Origin of the sequence: Pantoea sp. EKM10T (assembly GCF_011800685.1) — a bacterium.
GTDB lineage: Bacteria > Pseudomonadota > Gammaproteobacteria > Enterobacterales > Enterobacteriaceae > Pantoea > Pantoea agglomerans.
In genome coordinates, this window is the sequence record NZ_JAALEU010000002.1 from 87,344 (window position 1) to 99,398 (window position 12,055).

Annotated in this window: 14 protein-coding genes and 1 other annotated feature; of the genes, 7 read left to right on the plus strand and 7 right to left on the minus strand. The window is 55.5% G+C overall.

Going from position 1 to position 12,055, the window contains the following annotated elements:
• Positions 1 to 2 precede the first annotated feature (2 nt).
• Positions 3 to 881, plus strand: a complete 879-nt coding sequence (locus tag HFD95_RS03880; RefSeq protein ID WP_010255893.1) for a metal ABC transporter substrate-binding protein — start codon at positions 3 to 5, stop codon at positions 879 to 881.
• A gap of 45 nt (positions 882 to 926) precedes the next feature.
• Here HFD95_RS03880 and ykgO read toward each other — a convergent pair whose 3' ends face one another.
• From ykgO to HFD95_RS03900, 4 genes are all read right to left on the minus strand, one after another.
• Positions 927 to 1,067, minus strand: coding sequence for a type B 50S ribosomal protein L36 (gene ykgO, locus HFD95_RS03885; protein ID WP_010255896.1), 141 nt, complete (start codon positions 1,065 to 1,067; stop codon positions 927 to 929).
• 11 nt (positions 1,068 to 1,078) lie between these two features.
• Complete coding sequence (locus tag HFD95_RS03890) at positions 1,079 to 1,333, minus strand: type B 50S ribosomal protein L31 (RefSeq protein WP_010671219.1); 255 nt, start codon at positions 1,331 to 1,333, stop codon at positions 1,079 to 1,081.
• A gap of 162 nt (positions 1,334 to 1,495) precedes the next feature.
• Complete coding sequence (locus tag HFD95_RS03895) at positions 1,496 to 4,651, minus strand: multidrug efflux RND transporter permease subunit AcrB (RefSeq protein ID WP_010255902.1); 3,156 nt, start codon at positions 4,649 to 4,651, stop codon at positions 1,496 to 1,498.
• Between the two features lie 16 nt (positions 4,652 to 4,667).
• Entirely contained in the window at positions 4,668 to 5,861 is a 1,194-nt protein-coding gene (locus tag HFD95_RS03900) for an efflux RND transporter periplasmic adaptor subunit (RefSeq protein WP_010255904.1), read from the minus strand.
• A gap of 142 nt (positions 5,862 to 6,003) precedes the next feature.
• On the opposite strand from HFD95_RS03900, the gene acrR reads away from it, so the two are divergent.
• Entirely contained in the window at positions 6,004 to 6,642 is a 639-nt protein-coding gene (gene acrR, locus HFD95_RS03905) for a multidrug efflux transporter transcriptional repressor AcrR (protein ID WP_010255906.1), read from the plus strand.
• On the opposite strand, the gene rsmS is transcribed toward acrR, so the two are convergent.
• Genes rsmS through priC form a run of 3 tightly spaced genes read right to left on the minus strand, consistent with a single transcriptional unit; the run spans position 6,639 to position 7,624 of the window.
• Positions 6,639 to 6,791, minus strand: a complete 153-nt coding sequence (rsmS, locus tag HFD95_RS03910; protein WP_010255907.1) for a pleiotropic regulatory protein RsmS — start codon at positions 6,789 to 6,791, stop codon at positions 6,639 to 6,641. The genes acrR and rsmS overlap by 4 nt on opposite strands.
• 8 nt (positions 6,792 to 6,799) lie before the next feature.
• Positions 6,800 to 7,045, minus strand: a complete 246-nt coding sequence (locus tag HFD95_RS03915; RefSeq protein ID WP_010255909.1) for a membrane protein — start codon at positions 7,043 to 7,045, stop codon at positions 6,800 to 6,802.
• A gap of 57 nt (positions 7,046 to 7,102) precedes the next feature.
• A complete protein-coding gene (gene priC, locus HFD95_RS03920; RefSeq protein WP_010671220.1) occupies positions 7,103 to 7,624 on the minus strand; it encodes a primosomal replication protein PriC in 522 nt (173 codons plus the stop codon).
• A 57-nt stretch (positions 7,625 to 7,681) separates the two neighbouring features.
• Between priC and HFD95_RS03925 the strand changes: the two genes are divergently transcribed.
• The 5 genes from HFD95_RS03925 (at position 7,682) to recR (ending at position 12,015) form a co-directional block, all read left to right on the plus strand.
• Entirely contained in the window at positions 7,682 to 8,071 is a 390-nt protein-coding gene (locus HFD95_RS03925; RefSeq protein WP_167429846.1) for a DUF454 family protein, read from the plus strand.
• A 144-nt stretch (positions 8,072 to 8,215) separates the two neighbouring features.
• Positions 8,216 to 8,767 carry an adenine phosphoribosyltransferase gene (gene apt, locus HFD95_RS03930; protein ID WP_010671221.1) on the plus strand — a complete coding sequence of 184 codons (552 nt, stop codon included), beginning with the start codon at positions 8,216 to 8,218 and terminating at the stop codon, positions 8,765 to 8,767.
• A 158-nt stretch (positions 8,768 to 8,925) separates the two neighbouring features.
• The gene (gene dnaX, locus HFD95_RS03935; RefSeq protein WP_033766645.1) at positions 8,926 to 11,022 is read left to right on the plus strand and encodes a DNA polymerase III subunit gamma/tau; all 2,097 of its coding nucleotides are present in this window, start codon (positions 8,926 to 8,928) and stop codon (positions 11,020 to 11,022) included.
• Positions 10,364 to 10,425: a sequence feature (DnaX frameshifting element), on the plus strand. It overlaps the preceding gene by 62 nt.
• Before the next feature lie 55 nt (positions 11,023 to 11,077).
• Positions 11,078 to 11,410, plus strand: coding sequence for a YbaB/EbfC family nucleoid-associated protein (locus HFD95_RS03940; protein ID WP_003850423.1), 333 nt, complete (start codon positions 11,078 to 11,080; stop codon positions 11,408 to 11,410).
• Positions 11,410 to 12,015 (plus strand): recombination mediator RecR, encoded by a 606-nt coding sequence (gene recR, locus HFD95_RS03945; protein ID WP_167429847.1) that lies wholly within the window; start codon positions 11,410 to 11,412, stop codon positions 12,013 to 12,015. The genes HFD95_RS03940 and recR overlap by 1 nt, the downstream gene beginning before the upstream one ends.
• Positions 12,016 to 12,055: the final 40 nt, after the last annotated feature.

Below are 12,055 nucleotides of genomic sequence, written 5' to 3' on the forward strand. Positions count from 1 at the left end.
CTATGAAAAAATTACCGGTTAGCCTGGCGCTCGCTGCGCTGTTTGCCACGCCTCTGGCGATGGCCAAAACGGTGGATGTCGTGGCCAGCTTTACCGTGCTGGCTGACATCGTTAAGCAGGTCGGCGGCGATCATGTAAAGGTTAAAAGCCTGGTGGGGCCGAATGGCGATCCTCATACTTTTGAACCGACACCGCAGGACAGTCAGGCGCTGGCGAAGGCCGATCTGGTGTTTGTCAGCGGACTGGGACTGGAAGGGTGGATGGATCGGCTGGTCAGCGCCTCAGGGTATCGCGGTCAGCCGGTTGTCGCCTCAACCGGTGTCACCACTCGCAGCATGGAGGAGGAGGGTAAAACCGTTACCGATCCTCACGCCTGGAACAGCATGCAGAACGGCGTTATCTACGCGACCAACGTGATGAATGCGCTGGTCAAAGCCGATCCTGAAGATGCTCCGGCCATTCGTCAGCGTGGACAGAATTACATTCAGCAACTGCAGGCGCTGGATCGCTGGGCAAAAACCGCCTTTGACGCTGTGCCAGCCGATAAGCGTAAAGTGCTGACCAGTCACGATGCGTTTGGTTACTTTGGACAGCGATATGGCGTGACTTTCCTGGCGCCGGTAGGGTTCTCTACTGAGGCGGAAGCGAGTGCCAGCAACGTGGGTAATTTAATCACCCAGCTGAAGCAGCAGCACATCAACCGCTATTTCATCGAGAACCAGACCGACCCGCGTCTGGTAAAACAGATTGCCAGCGCCACCGGGGCTGAGCCGGGTGGTGAGCTCTACCCGGAAGCGTTATCCACGGCCTCTGGCCCCGCAGCCACCTATCAGGCGGCTTTTAAACACAACGTGAATGCGATGCTGAAGAGCATGCACTAAGCATAAAAAAGGCCGGGCAAGCCCGGCCAGTCATCACGACACAAACTAGCGTTTTTTCTTTCTTCCCTGTACTGCTTTAAACCGCGGGTTCGATTTACAGATCACGTAAATACGGCCTTTGCGGCGGACCACTTTACAATCCCGATGGCGATTTTTTGCTGAACGCAGCGAGCTTAATACCTGCATGATCCTCTCCTCTATTTCTTTCCAAGAAAGCGCCCGAAACGCTGGTTAAAGCGCGCGGTGCTGCCCTCTTTGGCAAAATCTTTCTGTTTGCCGGTGTAAAACACATGTGAGGCAGACGACACATCCAGGGTGACGTAGGGCAGCGTTTCGCCTTCGAACTCCACGGTGCGATCGGTTTTGATGGTTGATCCGATTTTGAACCAGACATCAGCCGATGTGTCATGGAAGACCACGTGACGATAGTGAGGATGAATATTCGCTTTCATAATGCACACCTATGTAATGTTATAATATAACAATATTATGCGATGCACAGGCCAGGATTGCAACTGTCCGTGAGACAGGAAAAGCAAGGGGACAGGAAAGGAGAAGGGCAGAATCGCAGGCATAAAAAAAGGCCGCTTGCGCGGCCTCAGATGATTTACAGCTTAGTGAGTCTGGTTATGCTCAACCGGATGACTGTTCGCTGATTCTTCTTTTTTCTTGCCAAAGCGGCGGCGTACCACCACAAAGAACACAGGAACGAAGAAGATCGCCAGTATGGTCGCGGTGACCATACCACCGATAACACCGGTACCTACGGCGTTTTGCGAACCGGAACCGGCACCGGTACTGATCGCCAGCGGCAGTACCCCGAGAATAAACGCCAGTGACGTCATCAGGATAGGACGCAGACGCATACGGCACGCTTCCAGCGCAGCTTCAATCAGCCCTTTACCCTCTTTATCCATCAAATCTTTAGCAAATTCGACGATAAGGATGGCGTTCTTGGTGGAGAGGCCGATGGTTGTCAGTAACCCCACTACGAAGTAGACGTCATTACTCAGGCCACGCAGGGTGGTAAAGATCAGTGCACCAATGACCCCGAGCGGGACAACCAGCATAACCGAGAATGGAATCGACCAGCTCTCGTACAGTGCGGCGAGACACAGGAAGACCACAATCAGCGAGATGGCATAGAGCGCAGGGGCCTGGTTACCTGACAGGCGTTCCTGATAGGACATACCGGTCCAGTCATAGCCGATACCGGCAGGCAGTTTCGCCGCCAGCTCTTCCATCAGGTCCATTGCCGCACCCGAGCTTTTGCCTGGCGCAGCCTGTCCCAGGATTTCCATCGCAGGCAGACCGTTGTAACGCTCAAGGCGCGGTGAACCATATTGCCATTTCGCTGACGAGAAGGCAGAGAAGGGCACCATGGTTCCGCTGCTGTTGCGCACGTACCATTTACCAATGTCGTCCGGCAGCATGCGGGCGTCCGCTTTACCCATGACGTAAACTTTCTTCACGCGACCGCGGTCAATGAAGTCATTGACGTAGGAACCGCCCCAGGAAGCCGCCAGCGTGGTGTTGATATCACTCAGTGATACGCCCAGCGCCTGTGCTTTCTCCTGATCGATCGTCAGCTTGTACTGCGGCGTATCTTCCATCCCGTTAGGACGGACGCCAACCAGCGTATCAGGATGCTGCGCAATCATGCCGAACAGCTGATTACGCGCTTCCGTCAGCTTATCGTGGCCAAGGTTATTCTGGTCGATCAGCTCAAAGTCGAAGCCGGTCGCGTTACCCAGTTCAATAATGGCTGGCAGGTTGAAAGGAATGACCATTGCATCTTTGATCGCGCCCAGCGCCTGCATGGCACGGCCAGCAATCGCCGGTACTTTCATGTCGCTGCCGGTACGCTCATCCCACGGTTTGAGACTGACGAAGGCGATACCGGTGTTCTGTCCACGACCGGCAAAGCCGAAGCCGTTAACGGTAAACACCGATTTAACCGTGTCTTTCTCCTGGGTCAGGAAGTAATCCGTCACCTGATCCAGCACTTTCTGCGTACGCTCCTGGGTTGCACCAGCAGGCAGCTGCGCCTGAGCCAGCAGCAGACCCTGATCCTCTTCCGGTAAGAATGAAGAGGGCAGTCGCACAAACAGAAACGCCATACCGACCACGATCACCAGATAGATCACCATATAGCGACCCGTACTGCGAACCATGTGGCCCACACCATCCACATAGTGGTTGGTGCTTTTGTCGAACATGCGGTTGAACCAGCCGAAGAAACCGGTGGTTTTACCGTGCTCGCCTTTTTTAATCGGTTTCAGCATGGTGGCACAGAGTGCCGGCGTCAGAATAAAGGCGACCAGCACCGATAGCGCCATTGCCGAAACGATAGTGATGGAGAACTGACGGTAGATAACACCGGTCGAACCACCAAAGAACGCCATCGGAATAAATACGGCAGCCAGCACCAGCGCGATACCGACCAGTGCGCCCTGGATCTGCTCCATAGAACGCTTAGTCGCTTCTTTTGGCGGTAATCCCTCTTCCGCCATTACGCGCTCAACGTTCTCGACCACCACGATGGCGTCATCGACCAGCAAGCCGATGGCCAGCACCATCCCGAACATCGTCAGGGTGTTTATCGAATAGCCAAAAGCGCTGATAACGGCAAACGTACCCAGCAATACCACGGGGACCGCAATGGTAGGAATGAGCGTGGCGCGGAAGTTCTGCAGAAACAGATACATGACCAGGAACACCAGCACGATCGCTTCGATCAGCGTTTTCACCACTTCGAAAATCGAGATCTTAACGAAAGGCGTAGTGTCATACGGATAGACCACTTTCAAACCGGCCGGGAACGTCGGCTGCAATTTGGCCAGTTCTTCTTTCACCGCATTGGCGGTATCCAGCGCATTCGCACCGGTGGCCAGCTTGATACCGATACCGGAAGCAGGCTTGCCGTTATAACGGGCAACGATCTCGTAGTTTTCTGCACCAAGTTCAATCCTTGCCACATCACGCAGACGAACCTGAGAACCATCTTCATTCACTTTCAGCAGGATTTTGCCGAATTCATCGGTAGAGGTGAGACGGGTTTGCGCAATGATAGAGGCGTTAAGCTGCTGTCCCGGAACCGGAGGCGTACCGCCCAACTGACCGGCAGCGACCTGGGTGTTCTGCGTATTCAGGGCGCTGATAACATCAACCGGCGTCAGGTTGTAGTTGTTCAGCTTGTGCGGATCCATCCAGATACGCATCGCGTACTGCGCACCGAATACCTGGGTATCACCCACGCCTTTGGTACGGCTGATTGGATCTTTGATGGACGATGAAATAAAGTCAGAAATATCATTCTGCGTCATATTGTCATCGTCGCTGATGAAGCCCGCTACCATCAGGAAGCTACTGGAAGATTTCTTAACCTGAATCCCCTGTTGCTGTACTTCCTGCGGCAACAGCGGCGTCGCCAGCTGCAGTTTGTTCTGCACCTGAACCTGCGCGATATCGGCATCTGTTCCTGACTCAAAGGAGATCGTCAGGGTCAGCGTACCGGATGAGTCGCTGCTTGAGGACATATACATCAGTCCATCAATGCCGTTCATATTTTGTTCGATGACCTGGGTCACCGAGTCCTGCAGCGTTTTAGCATCTGCACCAGGGTAGGTGGCCTGAATCTCAATCGCCGGCGGTGCAACATTGGGATATTGCTCAATCGGAAGTTTGAGAATCGATAGCGCACCGACCAGCATAATGATGATGGCGAGCACCCACGCAAAGATGGGCCGATCGATAAAGAACTTAGCCATGAATCAACGGCTCCTGTTATGACGATGACTTGTCAGACTGCGGCTTTGAATCGGGTGCCGCTTTCGCATCGTCTGAGACTTCTTGTGGGGTAACCTGTGCGCCCGGCTTGGCTCGCTGCAGACCCGTGCTGATCACACGTTCACCCGCTTTAACACCGTCGGTGACTAACCACTTGTCGCCAATCGCCTGAGAGGTGGTGACCTGACGAGCTTCCACTTTGTTATCTGCACCTACCACCATGACCGTTGCCTGACCCGTTGGGGTGCGGGCTACCGCCTGTTGCGGAACCAGCAACGCATTAGGATTGGTACCTTCATCCAGACGAGCGCGAACAAACATGCCCGGTAACAGCGCATGGTTCGGGTTCGGGACAATGGCGCGCAGGGTGATAGAACCCGTGGTTTCATCAACGGTAACGTCAGAGAACTCCAGCGTACCTGTCTGTGGATAGCTGTTGCCGTTCTGCATCAGCAGGGTCACGTTGGCTTTGCCATCGTTCTGCTTCAGCTGACCCGACTCCAGTTCTGAACGTAAGCGCATGAAATCTTCGCTCGACTGGGTGACGTCGACATACATCGGGTCAAGTTGCTGCACAGTGGCCAGAGCGGTGGTTTGTGCGTTTTGTACCAGCGCACCTTCCGTTACTGACGATTTGCCGATGCGGCCACTGATAGGCGAGGTGACTTTGGTATAAGCCAGGTTAATGCGGGCCGTTTCTACATTGGCTTTTGCTACCTGAACCGCAGCATCGTTTTGCGCGGCCGTGGCAACGGCGGTGTCGTAATCCTGCTGACTGATATATTTGGTGCCGAGTAAAGGCTTATAACGTTTGACTGTCAGCTGAGCGATGCGTGCATTGGCCTGCGCCTGAGTTAAATCACCTTTGGCGCTGTCATAGGCAGCCTGATAGGTAGCTGGATCGATCTGATAAAGAGACTGACCCGCTTTGACATCGCTGCCTTCAACAAAGTTACGCTTCAGAATGATACCGGAAACCTGCGGACGGACTTCGGCGACACGATATGCCGAGGTGCGGCCAGGTAATTCAGTCGAGATTTTCAGGGGTTCAGTTTTCAGTGTTACAACCCCCACTGCTGGCGGTTGCTGGGCGGCTTGTTCGGATTTATTGTTGTCACATCCTGTTAACAAAAAGCTGCCTGATAGCATCAGGACGGCCGCCAGAGGCGATAATCCTCTGATTTTATTCATAAATAAACCTCTAGTGTCCGATATCAATTGGTCAATGGATCACAAACTGAAAAACCCATTGCTGTGTCAAGTCGCAGGTCATGCTATGGTACATACATTCGCAAATGTATGTAAACTTACCTGTTTGTAAAAAAAGCCCCTTATGGCACGAAAAACCAAAGCGCAAGCACTTGAAACGCGACATCAAATTCTTGATGCCGCCATTGTTCTGTTTTCGCAGCAGGGCGTTTCAGCCACTTCTCTGGCGGATATTGCAACCGCTGCCAGCGTCACGCGAGGGGCCATCTACTGGCACTTCAAAAATAAAGCCGATGTATTACATGAAATATGGCTTCGTTGTGATGCTGGTCTGGACGATGTGGAACTTGAGTATCAGACAAAATACCCTGGCGATCCACTCTCTGTGTTGCGAGCGATGCTGGTCTATATCTTTGACGCGACAGCAAAGGATCCGCAGCGCCGCGCCTTGATGGAGATCATTTTCCACAAATGTGAATTTGTGGGCGAAATGTCGGCGCTGAAGAATATGCAGCAGAGCTTACTGCTGGAATGCTACGACAAAATTGAAGATGTGCTGCGCCAGTGTATCGAAGCCGGACAACTTCCGGGCAGTCTCAGCACGCGTCAGGCCGCTCTTATCCTGCGCGGTTACGTCAACGGTATGATGGAAAGCTGGCTGTTTGCGCCGGACAGTTTTGATTTAGCCGGAGACGCGCCGACGCTGGTCAATGCTTTTATCGATATGCTGCGCCTCAGTCCGACGCTGACTGCCCACCACTAAGCCGATGGGCGATCACGCTTGTTTTCGAAATCGCGCTGCACCATGGCCAGCGCTGAGAGCACGGTTTCTACTGGCAGTTGATGCTCTTCCAGTAGCTGAATCAGATCAACTGCCAGTTTGACGTCGTCAGGGGCATTTTCCAGTGACATCTCTTCTCCTAAATACGTAGTCGGGCCGCGACCAGCAGCATCACTAATGCACCGAGAATCGCCATGCCCAGTGCGCCAATATGCAGCGTTGCCAGGGTACCCAGGTCAAAATAGGTGGCGATATAGCCGCCAATCAGTGCCCCGATCATCGACAGCGTCAGGGTAGCAACCAGGCCGCCCGGTGGTCCCGGCATCAGCAGGCGCTTCAGCAACCCCAGCAGTAAACCGCTTAACAGCCACACAAGTAAAGCCATGGTTCTTCTCCGCGCCGAATCACACCCAGTATAGGAGCGCTTTTGTCACGCTGCGCTTTATTCGCTGCCGCGCAACGACGAGGCCCATTCGACAGAGCGAATCGCCTGCCGACAGCGTGCCAGTCGCTGCTCTAACGTTTCCAGATCCTGTTTCAGCTGATGCTGTACCGCCAGCGTTTCGGCCAGCGCCAGGCGCTGCTCACGCTGATCGATCATTGCCAGTAAACGCCGTTCAAATTCACGGTACTCCTGATATTTTGCGGCGCGTGGGTTCCTGATGGGCTGTTCGCGTCGGGTACGCAGCTGTTGCGTACTCGCCTCGCGTTGCAGGGCGGCAATCTGATCGACCAGGCGTTCAGCCAGCCACGCACTGCGGGCCAGATCGTGGCTGCTGTCGCACAGGCGGGCAAAATTCTGTTCCACTTCCAGCAGGTAATCAGCCAGCCGCGTGCCTTTGGTGCGAAACAGCTGAGTATCAAAACGTGGCAGACGGCAAACCCCATCTGAATGGCAGGCGAGTTCCTGCCGCAGGGCGATAAGGAGCTGTTGCAGACGCTGTTGTATGGCGATCGCACTCATCGCGTCACGCTCAATTGTGCTAACGTACGCTGATGAGGAAAGAGTTGGGCGGCATTCATGCAACGCATTCTGTTATTAACCCTCGGCTGGCTGGCGATTGTGCTGGGGACGCTGGGCATTGTATTACCTTTATTACCTACCACGCCATTCATGCTGCTGGCTGCCTGGTGTTTTGCCCGTTCATCGCCGCGTTTTCATCGCTGGCTGCTGTGGAAATCGCCATTTGGCCGCTATCTGCGCCACTGGCAGCAGCATCGCGCGATGCCGCCAGGGGCTAAAGTACGCGCTATCTGCCTGATAGTCGCCACCTTTAGTCTCTCACTCTTCCTGGTGCATCAGCTCTGGGTACGCATCATGCTGCTGATCATGCTGGCGGCGCTGCTGCTGTTTATGTGGCGTATTCCGGTGGTGGCAGAAGCAGCGGACGCACCGCCGCCGCCGCGATAAAGTTGCATTTAGCCGGTCATTTGCTTAGATTTGGGCGTCTTCGTGCGTGGCTTCCCTTTGTGAATTGACTTCCGCTGAGCCTGTTATCAGGTATTAGCGCTTTTGAAGCTGCGCGAAACAGAATTTTTTACCAGGCGTATCATTATGACCGACACTGCGCAGCAGCTTGAATTCATTAAAAACAGCATTAAAAGCATTCCCGATTATCCTAAGCCAGGCATCCTGTTCCGCGATGTCACCAGCCTGCTGGAAGATCCCAAAGCCTATGCCGCGTCGATTGCGCTGCTGGTTGAGCGTTACCGTAATAAAGGCATCACTAAGGTGGTGGGGACGGAAGCGCGCGGTTTCCTGTTTGGTGCACCGGTGGCGTTAGGCCTCGGCGTCGGTTTTGTTCCGGTGCGTAAGCCCGGCAAACTGCCCCGTGAAGTCTACAGCGAATCCTATGAGCTGGAGTACGGCACCGATAAGCTGGAATTGCACAAAGATGCCATCCAGCCAGGCGATCTGGTGCTGGTGGTTGACGACCTGCTGGCGACCGGCGGGACGATTGAAGCGACCGTTAAACTGATTCGTCGTGCAGGCGGTGAAGTTAAAGACGCGGCTTTCATTATTAATCTGTTCGATCTGACCGGAGAAACGCGTCTTAATGCCATGGGCGTTGAGAGCTACAGCCTGGTTAAATTCCCCGGCCACTAAGCCACTCTTTCGGCCTTGCCATCCGGCGAGGCCGTCACGCCTTCGGCGTCAAGATAACGAGTGCCAGCCAAAAGCGTAGCTGATAGACTACTGCAATCTTATACAGGGGTTGCAGAGCGTCTGCGCTCATCTTTCCATCCAACTTCGTCGAACTCCACATGAGCTATCAGGTACTTGCGCGAAAATGGCGTCCCCAGGCTTTTGCTGATGTTGTCGGTCAGGAACATGTTCTGACGGCGCTGGCGAATGGATTGTCTCTGGGACGCATCCATCATGCTTATCTCTTCTCCGGCACCCGCGGAGTAGGGAAAACCACTATTGCGCGTCTGTTGGCCAAAGGCCTTAACTGCGAAACCGGTATCACTGCCACCCCCTGTGGTCAGTGTGATAACTGCCGTGAAATTGAGCAGGGCCGCTTTGTCGATCTGATTGAGATTGACGCCGCATCGCGTACCAAAGTTGAAGATACCCGCGATCTGCTCGACAACGTGCAGTACGCCCCGGCGCGTGGCCGCTTCAAAGTCTATCTGATCGATGAAGTGCATATGCTGTCGCGTCACAGCTTCAATGCGCTGTTAAAGACGCTGGAAGAGCCCCCTTCACACGTTAAATTCCTGCTGGCGACCACCGATCCGCAGAAACTGCCGGTGACCATTCTCTCGCGCTGCCTGCAGTTCCACCTCAAAGCGCTGGATGTGGATCAAATCCGTCAGCAGCTTGAGCATGTTCTGAAGCAGGAACAGATTGAGAGTGAAACCCGGGCGCTGCAGCTGCTGGCGCGGGCTGCCGATGGCAGTATGCGCGATGCGCTGAGCCTTACCGACCAGGCCATTGCCATGGGGCAGGGCGCGGTGACCAGCAGTACGGTCAGCGTCATGCTCGGCACGCTGGACGATGAACAGCCGCTGGGGCTGCTGGAAGCGCTGGTCGACGGTGACGGTCAGCAGGTGATGAATCTGTTGAGCCAGGCCGCGTCACGGGGTGTGGAATGGGAAGCGCTGCTGGTAGAAATGCTGCGCCTGCTGCACCAGATTGCGATGGTGCAACTGCTGCCGACCTCGCTTAATGACGATGATGAGAGTAACGCCCTTCGCTTGCGTGAACTGGCGCGGGTGGTGCCGCCCGCCGATCTGCAACTCTATTATCAGACTCTGTTGATGGGCCGCAAGGATCTGCCGATTGCGCCCGATCGTCGCATGGGTGTGGAGATGACGCTGCTGCGTGCACTGGCGTTTCATCCTAAAGCTGCCGTAGCTGAACCCATTGCGCGTCCCGCATTAACTCAGCAGACGGCGCCTGTCGCCCCTGCGCAGACATCACCGGCAGCATCCGGGCCATCGCCGTTAGCACGGCAACCGGCAGCACAGCCAGCCTCACCGTCACCTGCCGCTGCGCCGCCGTCGCACACCGCGTCGCCCGTCGCGCAGCAGACTCAACAGCAGATGCCGGAGCAGACGCAGCAGCAGGTTGCTGCTCAGCCGCAGATGGCCGCGCCCGATGCTGCACCGCAGCATTCGCCGTCGCCAGATGTCACACCGGATACCGCACTTTCCAGTTCCACCAGTCAGCTCCTGCAGGCGCGCACTCAGTTGTTGCGTCAGGGAGCGAACAAGCCAAAAAAGCGTGAGCCGGCAGCGCCAGGTGCGCGGCCGGCCAACTCCGCGCTGGAGCGGCTGGCCTCGGTCACCGAGCGCAGTCAGCAGCGTATCCGCGATCGCGAGCCTGCCGCCCCGGTAAAAGAGGAAGCGTACCGCTGGAAAGCGGTTAATCAGCCGGTGGAAGTGGCGGAGCCGGTGGCGACGCCAAAGGCCTTGCGTTCTGCGCTGGAGCATGAGAAAACCCCTGAGCTGGCGGCGCGTCTGGCCGAAGAAGCGCAGCAGCGCGATCCCTGGGCCGCAGAGATTGCGATCCTGCCGCTGCCGAAACTGGTGCAGCAGCTGGCGTTAAATGCCTGGAAAGAGACCACCGAAACTGGGGTCTGCCTGCATTTGCGTAGCAGCCAGCGTCACCTTAATTCACCGTCGGCGCAGCAGGTATTAAGTGATGCGCTGAGTGAGCATGCCGGGCAGAGAGTTGAACTCTCGGTAGTTGAAGACGATAATTCATCGGTGTTGACGCCACTTGAATGGCGTCAGGCCATTTACGAAGAGAAACTGGCGCAGGCGCGTCAGTCAATCACCTGTGATACCCACATCCAGACGCTGCAGCGCTTTTTTGATGCCGATCTGGATGAGGAGAGTATCCGACCTGTTTGAACACGCTGCTGCTATCTTAACGATAGCGTTGTAGCCTCAGCTGAGAGAGAAAACTATGTTTGGTGGTAAAGGCGGATTGGGCAACCTGATGAAACAGGCCCAGCAGATGCAGGACAAAATGGCCAAGGTTCAGGAAGAGATTGCCGCGATTGAAGTGACCGGTGAGTCTGGTGCTGGCCTGGTAAAAGTCACCATTAACGGCGCGCACAACTGCCGTCGCGTGGAAGTCGATCCCAGCCTGCTGGAAGATGACAAAGATATGCTGGAAGATCTGATTGCAGCCGCGTTCAACGATGCGGCACGTCGCATTGATGAAACCCAGAAAGAGAAGATGGCTTCTGTCTCTTCAGGCATGCAGCTGCCACCAGGCTTTAAGATGCCGTTCTGATGCAAACCAGTCCACTGCTTGAATCTTTGATGGAGTCGCTGCGCTGTCTGCCCGGCGTTGGGCCGAAGTCGGCGCAGCGCATGGCGTTTCAGCTGCTGCAGCGCGATCGCAGCGGTGGCATGCGGCTGGCGCAGGCGCTGACCCGGGCGATGTCGGAGATCGGACACTGCGCCGATTGCCGGACATTCACCGAGCAGGAAATTTGCACCATCTGCGCCAATCCAAGGCGTCAGCAGAATGGTCAAATCTGCGTGGTGGAAAGCCCGGCGGATATTCACGCCATTGAGCAAACCGGCCAGTTTGGCGGTCGCTACTTTGTGCTGATGGGACATCTCTCGCCGCTCGACGGCATCGGTCCGGCTGATATTGGCCTGGATCGTCTGGAGCAGCGACTGGAGAGTGAAGCCCTGCAGGAAGTGATCCTCGCCACCAACCCGACGGTGGAAGGCGAGGCGACCGCGAACTACATCGCGGAACTCTGTGGTCAGTATGGCGTCGACGCCAGCCGTATCGCGCACGGCGTGCCGGTGGGCGGTGAGCTGGAGATGGTTGATGGCACCACGCTGTCCCATTCACTGGCGGGCCGCCAGAAGTTTAAATTTTAATCACTTGCCGGTGTTGTGACAGACACCGGCTTGAAAATCT

Bases quoted from the DNA above. Each gene is read 5' to 3' on its own strand.
- recR (WP_167429847.1), top strand. From the start codon at position 11,410: ATGCAAACCAGTCCACTGCTTGAATCTTTGATGGAGTCGCTGCGCTGT.
- HFD95_RS03925 (WP_167429846.1), top strand. From the start codon at position 7,682: ATGCAACGCATTCTGTTATTAACCCTCGGCTGGCTGGCGATTGTGCTG.
- apt (WP_010671221.1), top strand. From the start codon at position 8,216: ATGACCGACACTGCGCAGCAGCTTGAATTCATTAAAAACAGCATTAAA.
- priC (WP_010671220.1), bottom strand. From the start codon at position 7,624: ATGAGTGCGATCGCCATACAACAGCGTCTGCAACAGCTCCTTATCGCC.
- HFD95_RS03940 (WP_003850423.1), top strand. From the start codon at position 11,078: ATGTTTGGTGGTAAAGGCGGATTGGGCAACCTGATGAAACAGGCCCAG.
- rsmS (WP_010255907.1), bottom strand. From the start codon at position 6,791: ATGTCACTGGAAAATGCCCCTGACGACGTCAAACTGGCAGTTGATCTG.
- HFD95_RS03880 (WP_010255893.1), top strand. From the start codon at position 3: ATGAAAAAATTACCGGTTAGCCTGGCGCTCGCTGCGCTGTTTGCCACG.
- HFD95_RS03915 (WP_010255909.1), bottom strand. From the start codon at position 7,045: ATGGCTTTACTTGTGTGGCTGTTAAGCGGTTTACTGCTGGGGTTGCTG.
- ykgO (WP_010255896.1), bottom strand. From the start codon at position 1,067: ATGCAGGTATTAAGCTCGCTGCGTTCAGCAAAAAATCGCCATCGGGAT.
- HFD95_RS03900 (WP_010255904.1), bottom strand. From the start codon at position 5,861: ATGAATAAAATCAGAGGATTATCGCCTCTGGCGGCCGTCCTGATGCTA.
- HFD95_RS03890 (WP_010671219.1), bottom strand. From the start codon at position 1,333: ATGAAAGCGAATATTCATCCTCACTATCGTCACGTGGTCTTCCATGAC.
- dnaX (WP_033766645.1), top strand. From the start codon at position 8,926: ATGAGCTATCAGGTACTTGCGCGAAAATGGCGTCCCCAGGCTTTTGCT.
- HFD95_RS03895 (WP_010255902.1), bottom strand. From the start codon at position 4,651: ATGGCTAAGTTCTTTATCGATCGGCCCATCTTTGCGTGGGTGCTCGCC.
- acrR (WP_010255906.1), top strand. From the start codon at position 6,004: ATGGCACGAAAAACCAAAGCGCAAGCACTTGAAACGCGACATCAAATT.